This window comes from Agrobacterium sp. 22-3639C2 (assembly GCF_053522105.1).
Genome location: NZ_JBNWDB010000005.1, coordinates 272,854 through 293,769, shown reverse-complemented (window position 1 = coordinate 293,769; position 20,916 = coordinate 272,854). Strand labels below are relative to the sequence as shown.

Below are 20,916 nucleotides of genomic sequence, written 5' to 3'. Positions count from 1 at the left end.
ATGATCCGTTACGGAACCAACCCGATTGCCTGGTCCAACGACGACGACCGCACACTGGGCGCCAATATCAGCCTTGAACAATGCCTCGACGAAACCGCCAAGATCGGCTTCGACGGCATCGAGAAGGGCCACAAGTTCCCGACTGACCCGGAAGGCCTGAAGGGTGTGCTTGCGCCGCGTGGCCTTTCCTTCGTCTCCGGCTGGCATTCGCTGAACCTTCTGACCGACAGCATCGAATCCGAAAAGAAGGCCATGCAGCCGGCGCTCGATCTGCTGAAAGCCATGGGCTCGAAAGTCATCATCGTCTGCGAGACCTCGAACGCCATTCACGGTGCCGACGACACGGCGCTGGTCGACCGTCCGCGCCTTGCGGCTGAAGATTGGGCGAAGTTCGGCGCGGGTGTGGAGGCGCTGGCGGCCTATGCTGCCGAACAGGGCATCACCCTCGTCTACCATCACCACATGGGAACCGTGGTCGAGAGCGAAGACGAGATCGACCTTCTGATGAAGCATACCGGGCCGAAGACCCATCTGCTGCTCGATACCGGCCATTGCCTGTTCGGCGGCGGAGATCCCGTGCGCGTCGCGCAGAAATACATGCACCGCGTCGGCCATATCCACGCCAAGAACGTGCGGCCGGTGATTGCCGATCAGGTTCGGAACGAGCGGCTTTCCTTCCTCGAAGGCGTTCGCCGCGGTGTGTTCACCGTGCCGGGTGACAGCGAAGGCGGCGTGAACTTCCCGCCGGTTCTGAAAATTGCCGCCGAGCACAATTACAGCGGTTGGCTGGTCATCGAGGCCGAACAGGACCCGGATGTGCGCAACCCCTTCGAATATCAGAGCCTCGGCCTGAAATCGCTGAAGGCGTTTGCCCGTGAGGCCGGACTGGACAAGGCTCAGGCGGCTTGAGGCCCTTTACTCCCTCATCCCTGTGACAAGCACAGGGATGAGGGAAACGCGGGAATAGCCGCCCGATAAATTGAACGACTGACCAAAAAGGAACACCACCATGACCTCACTTCTGCGCAAGCCGGTCGCGACAAGCGGCAAGGTGCACGACATCACGCCCCAAAGCGCGGATTGGGGTTATGTCGGTTTCGGCCTTTATCGTCTGAAGCCCGGTGAAGCCGCAGCCGAGAAGACTGGCGATACGGAAGTCATTCTGGTGCTTGTCGAAGGCAAGGCGAAGATTTCCGCCGGGGGCAAGGAGTTCGGTGAACTCGGCGACCGCATGAACGTGTTCGAGCGCAAGCCGCCGCACTGCGTTTATGTCCCCGCCGGCTCCGAATGGTCGCTGACGGCCACGACGGATTGCACCGTCGGTGTCTGCACCGCACCGGGTGAAAAAGGTAGCCGCGAAGCGCAACAGATCGGTCCCGATGGCGTGCAACTGACCGAGCGCGGCAAAGGCGCCAATACGCGTTACATTTTCCCCATCGCCATGGAAGAGCGCGATGTCGCCGATAGTCTCCTGGTGACGGAAGTGTTCACCCCGTCGGGCAACTGGTCGTCCTATCCGCCACACCGGCATGACGAAGACAATTACCCCGATATGACCTATCTGGAAGAGACCTATTATCACCGTCTCAACCCGGTACAGGGTTTCGGTTTCCAACGCGTTTTCACCGAGGATGGGTCGCTGGACGAGACCATGGCTGTGGCGGACGGCGATGTAGTGCTGGTTCCCAAGGGACACCACCCCTGCGGCGCGCCTTATGGCTACGAGATGTATTATCTGAACGTGATGGCCGGGCCGATGCGCAAATGGCGCTTCAAGAACCACCCCGATCACGACTGGATTTTCAAGCGCGACAATCCCTGAGGCATGCCAGCGTCCACGGCACCCTCCTCATCCCTGTGCCTGTCACAGGAATGAGGGGCGAGGAAAGTCCGCGTCGCGATTGCCGTAGAGAAAAAAGCAATCGAACGTATTGATTTCATCGTAATGATTTAGGGGAGAAGAGACCATGGCCGCTCTTGGCGTTGGCCTTATTGGCACGGGTTACATGGGCAAGTGCCACGCTTTGGCGTGGAACAACGTCACCAGCGTTTTCGGCGATGTGGAGCGTCCACGACTGGTCACACTGGCAGAGGTCAATCCCGAGCTTGCGGCGAAGAAGGCCGCCGAGTTCGGTTTCGCCCGCTCGACCGGCGACTGGCACGATCTGCTTGCCGACCCTGAAATCGATGTGATCTCGGTCACCACACCCAATGCCTTTCACCCCGAAATGGCGATTGCCGCCCTTGATGCCGGCAAACACGTCTGGTGCGAAAAGCCGATGGCGCCTGCCTTCACGGATGCCGTGAAGATGCGCGATGCGGCCCGCCGTTCGGGCAAGGCGGCGGCCATGGGCTACAACTACATCCAGAACCCTGTCATCCGCCATATGCGCCGCCTTATCGACGAAGGCGCGATCGGCAATGTCTACCATGTCCGTGCGGAAATGGATGAGGACTTCATGGCGGATGCCACCCAGCCCTTCTACTGGAAGAGCGAAGCCTCCTCCGGCTATGGCGCGCTGGATGATTTCGCTGTTCATCCGCTGTCACTTCTGTTTTCCCTTTTCGGCCATGCCGAAAGCGCGATCACCGATATGGTGAAGCCTTACGAGACGCGGCCGCTAAGTGGCGGCGGCGAGCGCGCTGTGGAAACGCATGATCTTGCCAGCGTGCTTCTGAAGCTCGAAGGCGGCATTTCGGCGGTGCTGATCGCCAACCGCTCGGCCTGGGGTCGCAAGGGCCGTATCGCCATCCAGATTTACGGCTCCACCGGCTCGATCCTTTTCGACCAGGAGCGGATGAACGAATTCCAGCTCTACACCACGGACGGGCGCCCGGAGGAGCAGGGTTTCAGAACCATTCTCGCCGCCCCTCACCACAAGCCGTATGACCGCTTCATCCCCGCACCCGGCCACGGGCTCGGCTTCAACGATCTGAAGGTCATCGAGTGCCGGGAACTGATCGCGGCCATCGAGGGCAAGACGGCGCATATCATCGACTTCGAGGAAGGCCTGAAGATCGAGCGCAGCATTCATGCCATGGCCCGGTCCTTCGCCGAGGGACGATGGGTCGCGACGAGTGAGATTGCGGAATAGGCAGAGGCGGGGTTAGCGCGGAACTTTGCCTCTTTCGTCATGCTCGGGCCTGTCCTAAGCATCTGCAACCGATTGATTTAACGCTACGTAGTTGGATCCTCGGGACAAGCCCGAGGATGACGGCGGAGAGGTGTTATCCCTTAACCGGCGTTTCCGGCACCGGCGTCAGCACCTTGCCATCCCTAAACCAGCCGAGAATATTGTCGGCCACCAGATCGGCCATCGCATTGCGCGTCGGGATGGACGCAGAGGCGACGTGCGGCAGCAGGGAAACGTTCGGCAGTGACAGGAACGCTTCCGGCACCTTCGGTTCAGCGTAGAATACATCGAGACCGGCAGCACCCACCGCACCGCTCTTGAGGGCCTGCAAAAGCGCATCCTCATCAACGCTGGAGCCGCGTCCGACATTGATGAACACGCCCTGCGGACCAAGTGCCGAGAGGACTTCCGCGTTGATCGCCTTGTGCGTTTCCGGGGTGCCGGGCACGATGCAGATCAGCGTGTCGACAGCCTGCGCCATCTCCTTTAGCGAACCGTAATAGGTATAGGGCAGGCCATCGCGCTTGCTGCGGGTATGATAGCCGATCTCCACCTTGAATGGCTCCAGCCGCTTGGCGATTTCCTGGCCAATGCGGCCCATGCCGAACAGGCCGACCTTGCGGCCGCGCAGGGAAAACGGCGAAAGCGCGAAGGGCCCTTCGCCAACCCATTTACCCTCACGCAGCCAGGTTTCGGCCTGATAGAGACGGCGAACCGTGTTGATCAGCAGCGCAATCGTCGTGTCCGCAACTTCGTCGTTCAGCACGTCGGGCGTATTGGTCACCACGATACCGCGCGTGGCGGCATGTTTGGCATCAACGCCATCGTAACCGACACCGAAATTGGCAATGATCTCGAGTTTCGGCAGCGCATCGATCCATTTGGCGTTGACGACGCCTGAAACGGCGATGGCATTAATGCGCTCAGCCGCGCCATCAGGCAGAACCGGCTCAGCACCGGCGGGCACTGTCACGATCTCGACCTTGCCTTCGAGGCGTTCGAGCACGCGCGGGTTGATCTTGCCGGGAACGAGAACGACGGCTTGTCTGTCAGACATGGGTGGATATTCCTCCTGATTGCATTCCGATATCGTCAGAGCGGATTCATCGGCGAACCACTCGCCATCCCGCTCTTCTGGGCCGCGATCTTTTCAAACAACGGCGGCCGTGAAAAGGGCAATAAGGGGAAGCTATGGGGGCAGACGGAAGTTTCATGCCGTTTTTTTACGCGCCCGCCTCCGTCATGCCGGACTTCAGGCGCGCGTCGGCGGGGCGCAAAGAGTCTTTCCAGCTCAAGGGCTTGAGCTGGCTGGCTTTAGGCTGAAGGCCGGAATGACGAAAGAGAGAGAAACGCTGCTCAAACCCTCGGACGCACCGGCCCTGTCGACTGGCGGATGCGCATTTCCGGCTTGATGAGGTGCACGCCATCCGGCTCGTGGCTGCCCGCCAGCCTGTCCAGAAGCGCGCGCGCCGCAAGGCGCCCCACCTCGGCCTGTCCGTTGGACACCGTGGTCAGCGCCGGCGTGGCGATGGCCGCCTCCTCCAGATCGTCGTAACCCGTCACGGAAATATCCACGCCCGCCACCAGTCCGGCGCGCGAAATGCCGTTCATCAGGCCGATGGCGACCAGATCGTTCCAGCAGACGGCAGCGGTGGGCTTCTGCGGCAGCGACAGGAAATGCACGGCGGCCTCGAAACCGCCCTGCTTGGAGCGTGGGCCGGGAATACGCAGGTTCGGATCGACCTCGATTCCCGCCTTGCGCAGCGCGTTGACATAACCCTGATAACGATCGCGGCCGGTCGAGGTCTGGTCGGTACCACCAACCATGGCGATGGTGCGATGGCCAAGACTGATCAGATGATTGGTCGCAAGCGAAATGCCATAGCTGTCGTCGCCGCGATAGGTCGGCATGTCGACGCCCTCGAGCGAGCGGGCCACCAGAATGGCGGGCATGCCGTTTTCCTCAGCCAGCGTCATGTCCTCGATCGGCGTGCCGATGGCGGGCGACATGATGATACCATCAGAACCAAGTTGCAGCAGCGTTTCGATGAAGGTGCGCTGTTTTTCAACCGAATCATAATGGTTGGACAGAATGAAGGTCTGGCGGCTGCGATCCAGCTCGGTTTCGATGGCCTTGAGAATTTCACCATAAAACGGGTTCATCACATCGTGGAACACCACGCCGATAATGCCGGAGCGCGAGGTGCGCAGGCTGGCGGCCCGGCGGTTGTAGATGTAACCGAGCGCCCGGGCCTGTTCCTTGATCTTGTCGCGAGTGTCAGAGGCGACCAGCGGACTGTCGCGCAATGCAAGGGAGATGGTGGCAGTCGATAGACCGAGGCTTTCGGCGATTGTCGACAGTTTGATCTTTTGTGCCACGGCATTTCTCCCCAAACCCATGTCATTGACAGACGTTTCTGTTTAAATCGCAATTAAACAATTTAAACAAAATCCGCAACCGGTTTAAGGAATATCAACAAAAAGACAGTGGTTTTTAAAAACTCAACAAATTATTGAAGGTTGGTATCGATCACCTTGAGAAGTTTAACCACCGTCCTGATGTCCTTGGCCGAAAGCCCCTCAATCGCCCGCGCACCGCAATTTGCGATGGATACGTTGATATGTTCGACGCTTTTCAGGCCTGTCTCCGTCAGTTTCACCAGTGTTACGCGGCCATCCTCGTCATCGCCACTGCGCTCCACGAAGCCCTGGGCTTCCATGCGGCCGATGGTTCGCGTCATGGTCGGCGCCTTGACACCAAGTTTCTGGGCGATCTGCCCAGGCGTGAGGCTGCCTTCCTGCGCCAACGCCAGAATAACGCCGTCCTGCCCGGCATAAAGGCCGCTTTCGGCAAGGCTGTGGCTCAACGCCGTGCGCATGGAACGGGCGGCCTGGGTGATGGATTGCGCCAGTTCCTCAGGGTTGAAATTCTCATCCCTCTTTTTGGCGTCCTTTACTTTCTTGGTGCCCTTGTCCTTTTTGGCGCCCTTGTCCTTATGCCCAGTTTTGTCCTTGCTCATATGCGAGTGCCTTTTACCCTGTGGCGGAACCGATATATGTTGCTGGAAATCCTTACCGAATGCACGCGCGGACTGCCAGATGCCAAACTCATACACGCATTATCACGACGAAAACGTAACAGACCCTCATCTTCGCGCAACAGGTGCAATTTCAGTGCTGCCGCTCGGTGCGCACGAGCAGCACGGGCCGCACCTGCCCTTCGAGACAGACACGCTGATTGCGACGGGCATTGTCTCCCGTTTGGCTGCTGTTTTGCCCGCCGGTCTGCCGGTCTCCTTCCTGCCGGTGGAGCCCGTTGGATATTCCATCGAGCACATGAATGTGCCGGGCACGAAGTCGTTGCGTTACGATGAGGCCGTTGAGCGCTGGCTCGGCATTGCTAAGGCCGAATATGAAAAAGGCGTGCGCAAATTCGTGATGTTGAACGCCCATGGCGGCAATTCGCCATTAATGACCATCGTCGCCACCGAGGCGCGCGCCCGCTTCGGTATGCTGGCGGTCGCCACCAGCTGGACTCGTTTCGGCGTGCCGGTGGATATCGTGAAGCCTGAAGACAAGGCGATCGATATCCATGGTGGAGATATCGAGACGTCGGTCATGCTGGCGCTTTGCCCGGAGCGGGTGGCGATGGAAAAAGCCGCCAACTTCCCCTCCCGCCAGAGCGATTTCGCCAGCCGTTTCAGGCATCTGCGTGCCTATGGTCCACACGCTTTCGGTTGGTTGATGAGCGACCTGAACCCGGATGGCGTTGCCGGAAACGCCGCGGCCGCCTCAGCCGAGAAGGGCGAAAGGATCATTTCCCATGCCGTTTCGGGCCTTGTCGAACTGCTTGAAGACGTCCACGCTTTTGACATAACGTTATTTCATAACAAAATTTGAAAAACTGCGCCGAAACCGGCCAGAATCCCTTTGAACTGCCCGAACGTCGCGCCTATATGGACGTCGACACTTATTCCTTGAGGCCTCAACCGGCCTTTCTCCACGCGAGGTTTCCATGACCGAAACAGCACCAGCCAAGCCCATCCCAGTCACCGTCCTGACGGGATATCTAGGCGCCGGCAAGACGACGCTTCTCAACCGTATCCTGTCCGAGAACCACGGCAAGAAATACGCGGTCATCGTCAACGAATTCGGCGAGATCGGCATCGACAACGATCTGATCGTCGAATCCGACGAAGAAATCTACGAAATGAACAATGGCTGCGTCTGCTGCACGGTGCGCGGCGACCTCATCCGCGTGGTCGAAGGCCTGATGCGCCGGCCCGGCCGATTCGACGGCATCATTGTCGAGACCACTGGCCTTGCCGATCCCGTTCCGGTCGCCCAGACCTTCTTCATGGATGACGACGTGCGCGCCAAGACCGAGCTTGACGCGGTGGTCGCACTTGTCGATGCCAAGCACCTGCCGCTGCGCCTGAAGGACAGCCGCGAAGCCGAAGACCAGATCGCTTTTGCCGATGTCGTCATCGTCAACAAGACCGATCTCGTTTCGCCGGAAGAAGTCGCCCGCATCGAGGATATCGTGCGCGCCATCAATCCCTCTGCGCGCATCTACAAGACCACCCGTTCCGGCGTCGACCTTGCCCGCGTTCTCGACCAGGGCGCCTTCAATCTGGAACGTGCGCTCGAAAACGATCCGCACTTCCTCGAGCACGGCCACGAGGATCACGCGTGCGGTCCTGATTGCGACCACCACCACCATGATCATGGGCACGATCACGGCCATGACCACCATCATCACGACCATGATCACGCGCACCACGATCATGACCACGGCCACGATCACCACCACCATGGCGCGGCCTCCCCGATCCATGACGTGACGGTGCAGTCGGTGTCGCTGCGCGGCGGCGAAATGAACCCTGAGCGCTTCTTCCCGTGGATCCAGAAGGTCACCCAGACGGACGGCCCGAACATCCTGCGCCTCAAGGGTATCATCGCATTCAAGGGCGATGCGGAACGTTACGTGGTGCAGGGCGTGCACATGATCATCGAGGGCGATCACCAGCGCCCGTGGAAGGAAGGCGAAAAGCGCGAAAGCCGCCTTGTCTTCATCGGCCGCGAACTCGACCGCGAAAAGCTGGAAAAGAGCTTCAACGCCTGCCTTGCCACGGCTTGACATCCTTGACGGGGCACCGTGCCACCCTTGGCGTTTTCGGTGCCCTTCCTCACTTTCGACGTCATCCTCGGGCTTGACCCGAGGAGCCATTGCCGCCAGCATATGGATGGTCGAGTGATCCCCGGGTATGACCCGAGGACCGACCTTGACGCCACGGGTTGAAACCGCACCAACGGGTCTTCCCGACCTGGTCTGCGACCGAAATCCATCAATGACAAACACATAGACGAAAGACCGATGCCCCATGCCGACTGTTGCCCCGCTTGATATCGAAGGCCACGTGGTCTCGACCCATTTTCTCGGCGACATTCCGCTGTTTGCCACCGCCGCCGGCACCATTCACCGGCTGGATGGCGGCGAGAAGGTCACTGAGGCGCATGAGGGTCTGCTGACCTGCATCCGCGACCCCTATAGCGCCACGCTGCTTTCCGGCGGCGAGGACGGGCGCGTGCTGCGCATTGGCCATGATGGCAGCCTCAGCGAGATCGCCAATGTGCCGCGGAAATGGGTCGGCGTTGTTGCCGGCGGTCCGCAGAAGGCGGTCGCTTATGGTGTCGGCAAGTCCAGCTTCGTGCGCCTCTCGGACGGCACGGTCAAGGAATTCAAGGAAGAACGCACGGTGGAGGCAATAGCCTTCGCGCCCAAGGGCCTGCGCATTGCCGTTGCACGCTATAACGGCGTGACGCTGCATTGGGTGGCGAGTGCAGGCGATCCGGTCGATCTGGAATGGAAAGGTGCCCATACCGGCGTCACCTTCTCGCCTGACGGTAAGTTCCTCGTCACCACCATGCAGGAAAACGCCCTGCATGGCTGGAAGATGGAGGCCACCAAGGGCGGCATGGAAGCCCGCCATATGCGCATGACGGGTTATCCCGCCAAGGTGAAATCCGTTTCGTGGTCGGCAAAGGGCAAGTGGCTCGCCTCATCAGGTGCCCCGGCCGCGATCGTCTGGCCGTTTTCCGGCAAGGACGGCCCGATGGGCAAGGCACCCGAAGAACTCGGCAGCCGCGCCAACATCATGGCTACCAATGTCGCCTTTCACCCGCTGGAAGATGTGCTGGCCATTGGCTTCATTGACGGTATGATCCTCGGCGTGCGGCTTGCGGATGGCAAGGAAGCCCTGCTTCGCCGCCCCGGCAAGGGCGCCATTACCGGCATGGACTGGAGCGCCACCGGCAAACTGCTCGCATTTGCCTCCGAGGCAGGCGACTGCGGCATTGTCGATATTTCGGCGTAAGGACAGCAACAGGCGCACGTCCGGTTTCGACGGATGGCTCGATACGGCTCAGTCTCCGCCCTCATTCCTGTGCTCGTCACAGGAATCTAGCCAGCCCAAGTCCTTGGGCTGAAAGGGGCTCTTTTCGCCACGCAGACGCGCATCGACTGGCTTACTGTGACAAGCACAGGGATGAGGGCTGATAGGTGTCAGCGCCAGAAACCTCGGCGTTGTCTCGCTATTCGCTGACCTGACGCCGCGTCAGGAACAGCAGCAGCAGGGCTGCCCCTGCACCAACCGAAGCAAGTCTGATCGACGTACCGAAGCTTGCATATTGCGACACAAACCCCATAAGCGGCACTGCAAACAACCCGGCAAGGAAGATGGAATTCATGTAGAGCGCGGTCGCCCGCGCGGTGCGTCCGCGCGCAAAGCCCTGCACGAAGGTGAGGCACGTTCCGGCGCAAAGCCCGTAATAGGCCCCTTCAAGTGCTGCTCCGAACAACATGGCCGGAAGGGTCTGGACCGAGGCTATGACGTTGAAGGCGACGATTGCCATCACCGCAGAGATACAAAGAAGGATGCGGGCGCTGACCCGGCGCATGATCCTTGGCGCAAGCAGGATCAGCAGAACCTCCATCGCGCATTTGACGCTGAGCGACAGGCCCGGCACGTAATCCGGCAGGCCCACCTCGCGCACCAGAAATACCGGCAGGGCCGAGGCGCACAGGGCGTGGGCGAAAGACATGCAGAAGCTGGCCGCCGCCGCCATCAACAGCGGCAGGTTGCGCCGCGTATCGTTGTCGCCCTCTTTCCGTCGTTCCATCGGGCATGTCTGGCCGCGCGGCACGAAGGCAAGGGCAAGCCCGCCCCAGATGGCCGCCATCAGCATGGCATTCATGAACACGGCCTGCGCACCGGCAAGATCGAGGATCAGATAGGCGGCGGCCGGAAGCAGCATCCATGCCAGCGACACCATTGTCCGCAGAAAGGCGTTATAGGCAGGTGCATCCAGTGCTTTTACCCGACCATGGTAGCGACCATAACTGAAAATCAGGGTACTGGCGGCGTTGGAAAGCCCCATTCCCGTTGCCGTCACCGCCACGAGCAATGCCAGATGCCCGGAGGTCGCCGCTGCCGCTGCGATAAAAGCACCGAACACAGAGAGCAGCAGCAATGGCCGCACCCGCACACCGGCATCGACACGTTCGCCATAAGTGCGGCTGGCGATGATCGAAGCAACCATTGCCGTCACGCTGTAGAGACCAAGCGTGGCCGGCGGGTGACCAAGGACCTGTATGATGTAAAAACCGATAAATGGCACAACAGCCGCATTGGTGCCGCCGGCGATGAAGACCAGCACGGCGATCATATAGGCCTGACGATCAAAAACGCCCGGCGAGGTGTTTTTCTGTAGCATGGGGGAATCGACTGGAGATCGGCAGCGGGAAGTGGATTGATGCCACCATCACACCAAAAGGGTATGCTGTTCAAGCCCGAGCGGAAGGCGATGTGTGTTTTCGTTCGTCACGAAGCACGCCACCCCTGTTTCCCTGAGCACCGGGGCGTCGCAACGCTTGCGCCGCCCCTTGTCGAAGACGGAAAAACCGTCAGAACTTCACGCCAAGGCCAACCTTGACGACATGTTCGCTGACATCGCCGGTCGAAGTGATCGGACCGGTATGGTAGGTTGCCTTGCCGAAGTCGTTGTAACGATATTCGACGCGTCCAAACAGGTTGTTGGTAAAGGCGTAGTCTACACCCGCGCCGACCGTCCAGCCGTGCAGCACCTTGCTGTCCTCACCGAAGGGCGCCTTCACTTCGCTGTCCGTCGCGGTGTAGCCGGCAGCGGTGTAGATCAGCGCCCGGTCGATTGCATAACCGGCGCGCAGACGCGCGGAGCCGTTCAGGCCTGCGGAAACCTCGCTGGTGACGATGGTCTTGTCGCCCCAGGCATAACCGAGATCGCCCTCGACACCCAGAATGATGGAGGGGGCCACTTCAGCGTTATAACCAGCGAAACCGGAAAAACGGCCGCCGTCAAATTCATGCTTCGTGGTGACACCGAAAGTGGTCGACTTCACGCGGTTCCAACCATAACCGGCGGAGGCACCGACATAAACACCCTCCCAGGAAAAGGCAGGCGCAACATCGTTGACGACCGGTGCCGCTGGAATATCGCCGACGGCGTCGGCGGCAACGGATGCGTCAGAAAGAATGCCGAGCAGGCCGAGGGCGAGAAGATATTGTTTCAACATGCGATAGCTCCTTGAAAATACCATCCCGGCACCTGCGTGATGCGAGTTTTCGCGACCAGAAACGCAGCGTAATGACGGGGTTGACGCACCCCTAGATTGAAGAACATCGTGGTTAAAATCGCGTAAACGGTACGGACAAAAAGGCCCTTGCAGAACGTATTCCCGTTAATATTGCCAATATTTATCAAATATAGATTAGAACTCACGCGGATGACCCCGAACCGTGCGTCCCGACATATGACGACAGCAATCGCGTCACAAAACCCTCATGAGTAGTGGCCATCCCGCAGTTTTGTGTGTGCAGTCATTGGCGGCCACACAAACAAAAAAAGGGAGCCCGAAGGCCCCCTTGCAGTCATGCGATGCGCCGTTTGTTATTTCCGGAAGCACCGTGTGTCATACACACGTAGCTGGAGGACTGCTTCCGGCTTATATCCTGCGCGCACCGTTCACGCCGAAAATCCCTGTCGATTTTCGATCTGCACCATTAGTGGCGACGCTTTTTGCCGCCATCGTTCTTGTTGTCGATGACATCGACGGAAGTCTTGTTGCCGTTGAGAAGGCCATTCAGGATACCGGTCTTGTTGCCGTTCAGAATCCCGTTATTGGACAGGATACCGCTGACACCCAGATCGATGCTTGGCGACACGACGACGAGTGCGCCGCCCTTGTTGCTGTTTCCGGACAGGATACCGCCCAGCAGACCACCGGCATTGGCTTGACCAACGGAAGCGACAGTAAGAACAGCGGCTATGCAAGCAAATTTGGCAATCATTTCTCTCTCCTCTTATGTTTGATCACGCCCCATGGCGTAGTCGAACTGTATATTTAGAGGATTCTAATTCAAGCAAAGCCTAATATTACAATAAATAATTAACTTTAATACTGGTGATTTTAATCAAGTTTTACGCGATTGGCACCGGTCTATTCTTCTGGAATTTCCGTGGAATACACCATGACTTCCGGCCTCGACAATATATCGCCCCTGAAACTTTATTAACCATCCAAATATAAGATATTGCTTAATTAGAGACCGGAGATGCAAATGCGGCTGGGAGGATACATCGCGCTTGTTCTTGGGCTTGCCTGCACCTGCGGTGCGCAGGCGGGGGAAAACGCCGATGAACACAATATCACCTATAAAACCGGCATCGGCTACGACACCAATTACTTCGGTGATACCAACCGGCTGAAGGCGATTTCGCTGCGCGCCGGCTTCGGGCTTAACGGAAAGTTCGCGCTTGATGGCACGGAACTGCGTTATTCGCTCGAGCATGAGGAGGTTCGCCTCCCCCGTTACCGTTTTGCCAATGAACACAACACCATTGCCAGCCTGGGGCTGACCAGGCGTCTGTCGGAGCGGCTGGAATGGGCCGTGGAACTGCGTGGCACACGCAGCGATGCCGGCGATATCTTCCTGCATCTGCCGGAAGAAGACATCGGTTACCGGCGACTGGACCACAAGCTGGAGGCATCGACACAGCTCGGCATCCTTGCTCTTGGCGGAAAGAACACGCTGACGGCGGGTTTTGCCAGCCTGATGAAAGGCAGGGCGCGTTTTCGTCCGGCCTATTTCGAGCCAACCCGCCTGGAAGCCAATGAAGCGCTCTTGTCGCTCAAGGCCGAACATGTGCGCCCGCTGGCCGGCGGCGAGGCCGGACTGACAATTGCTTATGACCACATTGTCGTGCCGGAAAGCCAGCAGGAGAAATACGAGCGTTTTCCGGCCAGCACGTTGCGGGGATCACTTGCCTACGGTTACAAGTTCTCCGAACGCTTCGCCGTTCTGGCCGAAGGGGGCCTGACGACCATTTCCGGCGACGATATCAGCGACAAGGTGAAGCGCACCCGGCCCTATCTCAGGGCCGAAGCCGAGGTAAAGGCCACGGACCGCATCGCCTTCGGTGCTGGCTTCTCCCAGGATTATGCACTTTTCGACCCTGATGATCCCATTGCCGAGTTCCACCGCCGCTGGCAGTTCGTGGTTAAAAGCAAGCTCACCGACAAGGTGGGGCTGGACCTGGCGCTGCAGCGTGTCCACAAGGACTGGATCTATTACAATTACGACACCAGCGAACGCAGGCTGGTGGCCACACTGTCCTTCGACACCGGCAAGAACAGCAAGCTGGAGGTGGAATTCAACCGCCTTCTGCATGGCGAGCGCGACACCGACCTGTCCTATAGCGGATCGAGCGTCACCTCGCGTTTCACCGGCACCTTCTGAAACATAGGGCAGCCACATCACCAAAGCGCATATCAGGTCGAAATTCGGTCCCAATTTCTGCTAGAATCCAGCTCCGAGATTCGAAGGCAGGACAGACCGGATAATGAACAGACGACTTTTGCTCCTTGCGGCTGGCCTGACCTCCATTCCCGTTGCCGCCGCGGCACATCCGCATATTTTCGCCGAAGCGCGCATGGAAATCGTCGAGGGGCCGAACGGTACCATCCAGGAGGTGCGCAACATCTGGCGTTTCGACGAGATGTTCTCGGCAAGCGTGGTGATGGATTACGACAAGAACGGCGACCTGAAGCTGGACAAGAACGAGCTGGCCGAAATCGGCAACACCGTGCGTGAATCGCTCGGCGAATATTCCTACTACACCTTCATTACCGCCAACGGAAAACAGGTGGATTTCGCAAAGCCCGACACCATTCATGTGGACTACAAGGACAAGCAGATCCTGATGTTCTTTTCCGTCAAGCCAAACACGCCGCTTTCCATCAAGGGCAAGCTCAGCTTCGGCGCGTGGGACCCGACCATGTATACGGCGATCGATTTTGCGAAAGACGGCGATCTGGCGACCGTCGGCAAGGATCTCGCCGCCTGCAAACACCATGTCGTGCGTCCCGACCCGGACGAGGTGATCTCGCAAAACCAGAGTTCGCTCACCGACGCCTTCTTCAACGACCCGACCGGCACCGACATGACCAAACTCTTCGCCACCCGGCTGGAGGTGACATGCTGAGCCGAAGCGGGCGCCTTTGCGGACACCTGACCATCGTCGCGATCTGCGTGCTGGCTGTGGCAGGTGCTGCCCATGCGCAATCGCCGCTCGGCATAGGCTCGGCCGAGCCGTCCTTTGCCCCTGGCGGGCCGTTCGCGCCGCTGATGCAATGGATCAACGTGCACCAGCAGATGTTCTACCGGGCGCTGACCGGTGCCCTGAAAGCCATGCGCGAAGACAATTGGGCGATGGCATCGCTGGTTGGCCTCTCCTTCGCATACGGGGTCTTTCATGCCGCCGGTCCTGGCCACGGCAAGGCTGTCATCTCTTCCTATATGATCGCCAATGAAACGCAGCTGAAACGCGGCATTCTCATTTCCTTCATTTCAGCACTCATTCAGGGCGCAATGGCCATCGGCCTCGTTGTCGCAGCCTGGCTCGTGCTGCGCGGCACCTCCATCACGATGACGAAAGCCACGCAGGCAATGGAGATCGCCAGCTTTGCCATGGTGGCGCTGTTCGGCGCCTGGCTTCTGCTACGCAAGCTCTGGTCGCTGCGCATCCGGCGCGTACCGGTTGCCGCCTTCGCCGTTGCGGGAGAAGCAACACCAGTCAGAACCACGGGCATGGGCACGGGCCTCAGGTTTCAGGGCAAGCCGGTTTTCGCGGACCACGCCCATAGCGGCACAGGTGATCTTTGCGTCTCCTGCGGAAAATCGCACGCGCCCGATCCGCTGCTTCTCAAAGGCAAGAATTTCAGCCTGCACGAAGCGTGGTCGGCGATCATCGCAGTTGGCCTGCGGCCATGCTCCGGCGCCATCATCGTCATGAGCTTTGCGCTCTTGAACGGGATTTTTCTCGGCGGCGTGCTTTCCGTGCTTGCCATGTCGCTGGGTACCGCCATCACCGTATCGCTGCTTGCCATCATGGCCGTCTCGGCCAAGGGGCTTGCCGTGCGCTTCGCTGGCCCCGGAAGCCGCAGGGCAGCAGGCATCAGCCACGCGATCGAGATTGCCGGTGCGCTGTTCGTGCTTTTGATGGGCCTTATGCTACTTGGCGCGTCGCTTCAGTTCTGACTGTCGCGGCGGCGCTGGTAGCGGGCGCGCAGCCAGAACAGCAGGAAAAAGCACAGCACCACCACCGAGCCAAACGCCGCCGCAAGAAAGGGCGAATAATCCCCCAGCCACAGCATGATTTTCGGCATCACGTAAAACACCAGCCCAAAACCAAGGATGATGCCAGCGGCTGCAAGGCCCGGCGACCAGTCTTTACGGCCAGAGCCAGCCTTCTTTTCAGGCGTGGTCATGGGCGAGCTCCGCGCGGATATCCTCAAGCTTGCGCTTCTGCGCGCCATCGGCCGTAAAATTCTCCGGCGAAAGCCAGATTTCAAACGCCTTGCCAATCAACGGCCATTCGCCGTCGATCATGGAAAACCACGCCGTATCGCGGTTGGCACCCTTGGAGATCATGTGCTGGCGGAACACACCCTCGAAGGTGAAGCCGTAACGCTTCGCCGTGATCTTGGAGGGTTCGTTTTGATTGTGGCATTTCCACTCGTAGCGGCGGTAACCCAGATCCTCGAAAACGTGTTTCGCCATCAGATAATGCGCTTCGGTCGAAAGCGGCGAGCGCTTCATCCTGGCGCCATGGGCAACCGAACCGACCTCGACCACGCCATTGGCGGGATCGGGCCGCATGTAGCTTGCCATTCCGACGACGTCACCGGTGGCATTTTCAACGAAAACCAATGTCAGCCAGTTGAGTTTATCACCCGCGTTGACAAGCCAGTCACCAAAGGCTGCAGCATCGGCAAAGCCGCTTTGCGGGAAATATTTGAGAAGCGCATTGACCCCCTCACCACCAAGCGCAGTCCAGAGCCTTGCAAGATGCCTGTCGCGATCGAACGTTTCCGCCGTCACATAACGGCCCTTCAGCGTCACCGGCTGCGGCGCCGGACATCCCTTAAAATCACTCAGATCGCGCATTCTCTTCCCCATTGTCTGGGAGAAGGATTAGGCCAAGCGGGGCTGGATGACAACAGTGCATATACGGCAGGGGGGCGTGGTTCACCCCCCTGTTCTAACCTCAAACCTTCGCCGCCACCACCGTCGACTCGATATGATCGACCAGCGCATCGGGCAATCCCAACCGCCCGGCAAGCAGATCGAGATAACCGCGCTCAGCCCGCGTATCGGCCTCTATGGCAAGACGCGAGGCGGTGTAGATTTCCACCTTCTGCTCCTCTGTGCGGGCAGCAGCCACCAGTGCGTCGATATCCAGCGGATCGGCCAGTTCCTTTTCGAGGAACCGCTCGGCTTCAGTGTCGAGGCCGGACACCTGCACCTTATCCATGATGTTGGCGCGCTCTTTTTCGTCGATATGGCCGTCTGCCTTGGCAGCGGCAATCATCGCCTGGATGAGTTTCAGCGCAAAATCGTTGGAAAGGGCGGGGGACTGCGGATGGAAGGCGGAATCGGCGGGCGGGGCGAGAAGCTCCGGCTCTGGTTTTGGAGCTACTTCAGGCGCCTGCCCGGATTTGTAATTCTTGTAGGCGAGATAACCGAGACCGGCGATGGCCGCGACGCCGCCGATGGTGGCGACATTGCCGGCGAGCTTGCGGCCGGTCTTGGTGCCCAGAATGGCGGCGGCGAGCGCACCGGCCTTCATCGGATTGTTCTTGGCGATATCGGCGGCCTGCCCGGCTCTGTCACGGACGCTTCCCGAAAGGCCCGGCACCTGTGAGCCGAGGAATTGTTCAAGAAGCTTCTTGGCGTCGAACATCAAAATCTCCTGTGAGGGTAAAGTCTACACGGGAAGATAGGGAGCCATGGCACGAATACAAATGACAAACCCGCTCACGCCTTCGTGAACGGGCTTGAAGAAGTGGCAGATCAGCCGCGCAGTGCTGCGGCTTCGGCGGCGAGCCTGGTGATGCCGGCCCAGTCAGCCGTTGCCACCAGTTCGCGCGGAGCAACCCAGGAACCGCCGACACAGACGACGTTCGGCAGGGAAAGATAGTCATTGGCATTCTTCAGCGAGACGCTGCCGGTCGGGCAGAACACCGTGCCGGCGAGCGGCGAGGACAGTGCTTTGAGGTATGGCGCGCCACCGGCCTGTTCCGCCGGGAAGAACTTCAGCACCTTGTAGCCTTCGTCGCGCAGCGCCATGACTTCGCTTGCCGTGGCGGCCCCTGGAAGCAGCGGCACGTTGGAGGCGCGCGCAGCTTCCAGCACGCTTTTGTTGATGCCGGGGCTGACGATGAAGGTGGAACCGGCTTCGGCGGCCGCCTCGAAATCTTTGGCGTTGAGGATGGTGCCAGCGCCGACATGGGCGCCCTCCACTTCCGCCGCAACCGCACGGATGGCATCGAGTGCCGCCGGCGTGCGCATGGTGATCTCGATTGCCTTCAGGCCACCTGCGACCAGAGCGCGCGCGAGCGGCACGGCGGAAGCGGCATCATCCACGATCAGCACCGGCACGACCGGCTGCAGCTTGAGGATGGAGAGCAGTTTTTCGGAGTCCTGGGCCAAGATAAGCCTCCCTTGCGCGATTGAAACGATTGAAATCCGGTTTATCGATTAGCCTGCCCCGGCCTTGATGTCGAGGCATGGCAAGACCATTTTTATCCAGATACTTCAATCTATTCGCTTCTTTATGACGTCTTCATGCGATAATCTGGCGCACCGGTTTACGGAGACAGCATGGCCAAGGAAATCGAGCGGAAGTTTCTGGTTGCAGGCGATGAATGGCGTAATGAAGTGACGCATAGCATGGCTTTCCGGCAGGCATATGTTGCCTCGCTGGAAAATCGTTCGGTCCGGGTCAGGATCGTCAACGGGCTTGACGCGACACTGACCATCAAGATCGGCGCGAGTTCGCTCGTCCGCGATGAATATGAATATTCCATTCCACTGAATGACGCGGAAGAATTGATGGCCAGCGCCCCCGGCGTGGTGATCGAGAAGATGCGCCACACGGTTGATCACGGTGGATTCACTTGGGAAGTCGATGTTTTCGAGGGTAAATACAAGGGGCTGATCGTGGCGGAGGTAGAGATGGACGACGAGAACGCCAACCCCGATCTGCCCTCCTGGCTTGGCAAGGAGGTAACGGGCGACCGTCGCTTCTCCAACCAGTCGCTCGCCATGGACTGTCCCCACGGAGACTTGGCGGATGCCCTTCAGGATTGACCCGAACAAACCGTTCGACGATGAAATCCGCCGCGCGGGACTGGAGCTGATTGAAGAGGCGATAACCAGCCTTCGCGACCAGCCTTCCGGGCGCCATGAGGCGGTGCACGATGCCCGCAAGCGGTTCAAGCGGCTGCGCGCCCTCTACCGCCTCATCGCCAGGGCAGCACCCGATTTCAGCAAAGAGGAAAACGCCCGCTTTCGCGACATCGCCCGCTCGCTCGCTTTTGCGCGGGAAGCGACGGCGCTGGTGGAGACGGTGGAGTATCTCGAGACTTTCGCGGCCTCCACGACGCAAGGAAAGGCGCTGCGATCGATCGCGACAGTCCTGCGCAAGCGCCGTGACCACGCCATCGAACATGAGGCAGGTCTCGACGAGGCCATTGCGGCCGCCATCGCCGGCTGCGAGGAAGCACGCAAGAGGCTGAAGGCAGTGTCGCTGCCGGACGAGCTTAAAGATGTGACAAGGCTGGTGAAAACCGGGTGGGCGAAGCAGAGGAAGAGGGCGCGTAAAGCACTTACCGACTGCCATGAGCAGGCCGACGTCGAACATTTCCACGAATTGCGCAAGGCGGGCCAGGCCTACTGGATGCATCTCGGCCTTCTGCGCCGCCTCTGGCCATCGGCCATGCGCGCCAAGCGGGCCGACACCAAGCGGCTGGTCGACATCCTCGGCCACGAGCACGATCTTTCGGTCCTTGCAGCCTTTGCGGACCGGGAACCGGAGCGTTTCGGCAATGGCGAGCGACTGGCTCTGCTTCTCGATGCAATCATTCAGAGGCAGCAGGCGCTGCGCGGAGATGGCCTTGAGCTGGCAAACGAAGTCTTCTCCGAATCCGCCAGAACCGAAAGCCGCATCGTCGGCCTTTTATGGCGGCAGGCGGCGAAGTAGACCGGAAAGCCCGAAGAGACTGAGAATTTGACGATTTTCAAAATACCGGCAGCGGCGGATAAATATTGATTTGCGGCCGCCGCCGCTGTATTTCAGCGGCCATGACCGACACCACCATTCTCCCCCGCCCGGAAGCCGCCCCTCACCCCACTGGCGATTTTCTCGTGGCTGCGCTTTATCATTTCGCCCGCCTGCCGCGGTTTGAAAGCCTGCGCGACGAGCTGTTTCAGCTTTGCCGGGAAAACGGCGTCAAGGGCACGCTGCTTCTGGCGGTGGAAGGCATCAATGGCACCATTGCCGGGCCGGATGCGGGTGTGCGCGCCATACTTGCCTTCCTGCGTGCGCAGCCGGAATTTACGGCGCTGGAACATAAGGAAAGCCGGGCATCGAACATGCCCTTCGTGCGCATGAAGGTGAAGCTCAAGAAAGAGATCGTCACCATGGGCGTGCCGGATATCGATCCCAACCGCATCGTCGGCACCTATGTCGATCCGCGCGACTGGAACTCGCTGATCTCCGACCCGGACACCATCGTCATCGACACCCGCAACGACTACGAGACCGCGATCGGTCTCTTCAAGGGCGCGGTGGACCCGAAGACCAAGACCTTCCGCGAGTTTCCCGACTGGGTAAAGAACAATCCCGGCCTGCACAACAAGCCGAAGATCGCCATGTATTGCACCGGCGGCATCCGCTGCGAAAAGGCGACCGCCTTCATGAAGGAACAGGGGTTCGATGAGGTCTATCACCTCAAGGGCGGCATCCTGAAATATCTGGAAGAGGTGCCGGAAGAAGAAAGCCTGTGGGAAGGCGCCTGCTTCGTGTTTGACGAGCGCGTCTCCGTCGTCCACGGTCTTGCCGAAGGCGATCACAAGCTCTGCCACGCCTGCCGCAACCCGATCACATCGCAGGTGCGCCAATCCCCGTTGTTCGAGGAAGGTGTGTCCTGCCCGAGCTGTTACGACGACCGGACAGAAGAGGATCGCCAGAGGTTCCGCGACCGGCAGCAGCAGATCGAACTGGCAAAGAAGCGCGGCGAGCGCCATCTGGGGCGCTAAAGCGGATCGGCATCCAGTCACGGCACGTCTTCACGGTGAGAAGGCTCTTACGCGATTAACGACTTGATCGCTCTGGCCCA

22 protein-coding genes are annotated in these 20,916 nt (G+C 59.5%); 12 read left to right on the top strand and 10 right to left on the bottom strand.

Annotated elements, in window-relative coordinates; translation table 11 throughout:
* The 3 genes from iolE to ACQZ6D_RS21755 all read left to right on the top strand — a co-directional run bounded on the left by iolE (position 1) and on the right by ACQZ6D_RS21755 (position 3,095).
* Positions 1–909, top strand: coding sequence for a myo-inosose-2 dehydratase (gene iolE / locus ACQZ6D_RS21765; protein ID WP_019566982.1), 909 nt, complete (start codon positions 1–3; stop codon positions 907–909).
* 100 nt (positions 910–1,009) lie between these two features.
* On the top strand, positions 1,010–1,822 hold the full coding sequence (gene iolB / locus ACQZ6D_RS21760) for a 5-deoxy-glucuronate isomerase (RefSeq protein ID WP_448730068.1): 813 nt from the start codon (positions 1,010–1,012) through the stop codon (positions 1,820–1,822).
* 145 nt (positions 1,823–1,967) lie between these two features.
* On the top strand, positions 1,968–3,095 hold the full coding sequence (locus ACQZ6D_RS21755; protein WP_060642661.1) for a Gfo/Idh/MocA family protein: 1,128 nt from the start codon (positions 1,968–1,970) through the stop codon (positions 3,093–3,095).
* A 133-nt stretch (positions 3,096–3,228) separates the two neighbouring features.
* Here ACQZ6D_RS21755 and ACQZ6D_RS21750 read toward each other — a convergent pair whose 3' ends face one another.
* The 3 genes from ACQZ6D_RS21750 to ACQZ6D_RS21740 all read right to left on the bottom strand — a co-directional run bounded on the left by ACQZ6D_RS21750 (position 3,229) and on the right by ACQZ6D_RS21740 (position 6,154).
* The gene (locus tag ACQZ6D_RS21750; RefSeq protein WP_004430968.1) at positions 3,229–4,191 is read right to left on the bottom strand and encodes a 2-hydroxyacid dehydrogenase; all 963 of its coding nucleotides are present in this window, start codon (positions 4,189–4,191) and stop codon (positions 3,229–3,231) included.
* Positions 4,192–4,490: 299 nt separating this feature from the next.
* On the bottom strand, positions 4,491–5,513 hold the full coding sequence (locus ACQZ6D_RS21745) for a LacI family DNA-binding transcriptional regulator (RefSeq protein WP_004430963.1): 1,023 nt from the start codon (positions 5,511–5,513) through the stop codon (positions 4,491–4,493).
* Between the two features lie 131 nt (positions 5,514–5,644).
* Positions 5,645–6,154, bottom strand: a complete 510-nt coding sequence (locus tag ACQZ6D_RS21740) for a MarR family winged helix-turn-helix transcriptional regulator (protein WP_004430960.1) — start codon at positions 6,152–6,154, stop codon at positions 5,645–5,647.
* A gap of 79 nt (positions 6,155–6,233) precedes the next feature.
* On the opposite strand from ACQZ6D_RS21740, the gene ACQZ6D_RS21735 reads away from it, so the two are divergent.
* From ACQZ6D_RS21735 to ACQZ6D_RS21725, 3 genes are all read left to right on the top strand, one after another.
* Positions 6,234–7,034: a creatininase family protein gene (locus ACQZ6D_RS21735; protein ID WP_065660221.1), complete on the top strand. Its 801-nt coding sequence runs from the start codon at positions 6,234–6,236 to the stop codon at positions 7,032–7,034.
* 115 nt (positions 7,035–7,149) lie between these two features.
* Positions 7,150–8,274, top strand: coding sequence for a CobW family GTP-binding protein (locus ACQZ6D_RS21730; protein WP_004430957.1), 1,125 nt, complete (start codon positions 7,150–7,152; stop codon positions 8,272–8,274).
* Positions 8,275–8,518: 244 nt separating this feature from the next.
* On the top strand, positions 8,519–9,511 hold the full coding sequence (locus ACQZ6D_RS21725) for a WD40 repeat domain-containing protein (protein ID WP_013762340.1): 993 nt from the start codon (positions 8,519–8,521) through the stop codon (positions 9,509–9,511).
* 217 nt (positions 9,512–9,728) lie between these two features.
* Here ACQZ6D_RS21725 and ACQZ6D_RS21720 read toward each other — a convergent pair whose 3' ends face one another.
* The 3 genes from ACQZ6D_RS21720 to ACQZ6D_RS21710 form a co-directional block, all read right to left on the bottom strand.
* Positions 9,729–10,910: an MFS transporter gene (locus ACQZ6D_RS21720; protein ID WP_065663296.1), complete on the bottom strand. Its 1,182-nt coding sequence runs from the start codon at positions 10,908–10,910 to the stop codon at positions 9,729–9,731.
* A gap of 190 nt (positions 10,911–11,100) precedes the next feature.
* Positions 11,101–11,748, bottom strand: a complete 648-nt coding sequence (locus ACQZ6D_RS21715) for an outer membrane protein (RefSeq protein ID WP_065703283.1) — start codon at positions 11,746–11,748, stop codon at positions 11,101–11,103.
* Between the two features lie 487 nt (positions 11,749–12,235).
* The gene (locus tag ACQZ6D_RS21710) at positions 12,236–12,523 is read right to left on the bottom strand and encodes a hypothetical protein (protein ID WP_004430950.1); all 288 of its coding nucleotides are present in this window, start codon (positions 12,521–12,523) and stop codon (positions 12,236–12,238) included.
* Positions 12,524–12,793: 270 nt separating this feature from the next.
* Between ACQZ6D_RS21710 and ACQZ6D_RS21705 the strand changes: the two genes are divergently transcribed.
* The 3 genes from ACQZ6D_RS21705 (at position 12,794) to ACQZ6D_RS21695 (ending at position 15,772) form a co-directional block, all read left to right on the top strand.
* Complete coding sequence (locus ACQZ6D_RS21705; protein WP_448730069.1) at positions 12,794–13,972, top strand: hypothetical protein; 1,179 nt, start codon at positions 12,794–12,796, stop codon at positions 13,970–13,972.
* A 103-nt stretch (positions 13,973–14,075) separates the two neighbouring features.
* Entirely contained in the window at positions 14,076–14,717 is a 642-nt protein-coding gene (locus ACQZ6D_RS21700) for a DUF1007 family protein (RefSeq protein WP_004430943.1), read from the top strand.
* Positions 14,711–15,772 (top strand): nickel/cobalt transporter, encoded by a 1,062-nt coding sequence (locus ACQZ6D_RS21695; RefSeq protein WP_448730070.1) that lies wholly within the window; start codon positions 14,711–14,713, stop codon positions 15,770–15,772. The genes ACQZ6D_RS21700 and ACQZ6D_RS21695 overlap by 7 nt, the downstream gene beginning before the upstream one ends.
* On the opposite strand, the gene ACQZ6D_RS21690 is transcribed toward ACQZ6D_RS21695, so the two are convergent.
* The 4 genes from ACQZ6D_RS21690 to ACQZ6D_RS21675 all read right to left on the bottom strand — a co-directional run bounded on the left by ACQZ6D_RS21690 (position 15,763) and on the right by ACQZ6D_RS21675 (position 18,226).
* Positions 15,763–16,002, bottom strand: a complete 240-nt coding sequence (locus ACQZ6D_RS21690; RefSeq protein WP_003516247.1) for a hypothetical protein — start codon at positions 16,000–16,002, stop codon at positions 15,763–15,765. The two genes, ACQZ6D_RS21695 and ACQZ6D_RS21690, sit on opposite strands and share 10 nt — an antisense overlap.
* Positions 15,989–16,681: a GNAT family N-acetyltransferase gene (locus ACQZ6D_RS21685; RefSeq protein ID WP_448730071.1), complete on the bottom strand. Its 693-nt coding sequence runs from the start codon at positions 16,679–16,681 to the stop codon at positions 15,989–15,991. Before ACQZ6D_RS21685 ends, ACQZ6D_RS21690 begins: the two co-directional genes overlap by 14 nt.
* Positions 16,682–16,781: 100 nt before the next feature.
* On the bottom strand, positions 16,782–17,477 hold the full coding sequence (locus ACQZ6D_RS21680; protein ID WP_003516244.1) for a tellurite resistance TerB family protein: 696 nt from the start codon (positions 17,475–17,477) through the stop codon (positions 16,782–16,784).
* A 110-nt stretch (positions 17,478–17,587) separates the two neighbouring features.
* The gene (locus tag ACQZ6D_RS21675; RefSeq protein WP_003516242.1) at positions 17,588–18,226 is read right to left on the bottom strand and encodes a 2-dehydro-3-deoxy-phosphogluconate aldolase; all 639 of its coding nucleotides are present in this window, start codon (positions 18,224–18,226) and stop codon (positions 17,588–17,590) included.
* 171 nt (positions 18,227–18,397) lie between these two features.
* Here ACQZ6D_RS21675 and ACQZ6D_RS21670 point away from each other — a divergent pair, with 171 nt between their 5' ends.
* The 3 genes from ACQZ6D_RS21670 to trhO all read left to right on the top strand — a co-directional run bounded on the left by ACQZ6D_RS21670 (position 18,398) and on the right by trhO (position 20,836).
* On the top strand, positions 18,398–18,886 hold the full coding sequence (locus ACQZ6D_RS21670) for a CYTH domain-containing protein (RefSeq protein WP_025595043.1): 489 nt from the start codon (positions 18,398–18,400) through the stop codon (positions 18,884–18,886).
* Positions 18,870–19,778, top strand: a complete 909-nt coding sequence (locus tag ACQZ6D_RS21665; protein ID WP_448730072.1) for a CHAD domain-containing protein — start codon at positions 18,870–18,872, stop codon at positions 19,776–19,778. The genes ACQZ6D_RS21670 and ACQZ6D_RS21665 overlap by 17 nt, the downstream gene beginning before the upstream one ends.
* A gap of 101 nt (positions 19,779–19,879) precedes the next feature.
* Complete coding sequence (trhO, locus tag ACQZ6D_RS21660; protein ID WP_448730073.1) at positions 19,880–20,836, top strand: oxygen-dependent tRNA uridine(34) hydroxylase TrhO; 957 nt, start codon at positions 19,880–19,882, stop codon at positions 20,834–20,836.
* The last annotated feature ends 80 nt before the right edge of the window (positions 20,837–20,916 follow it).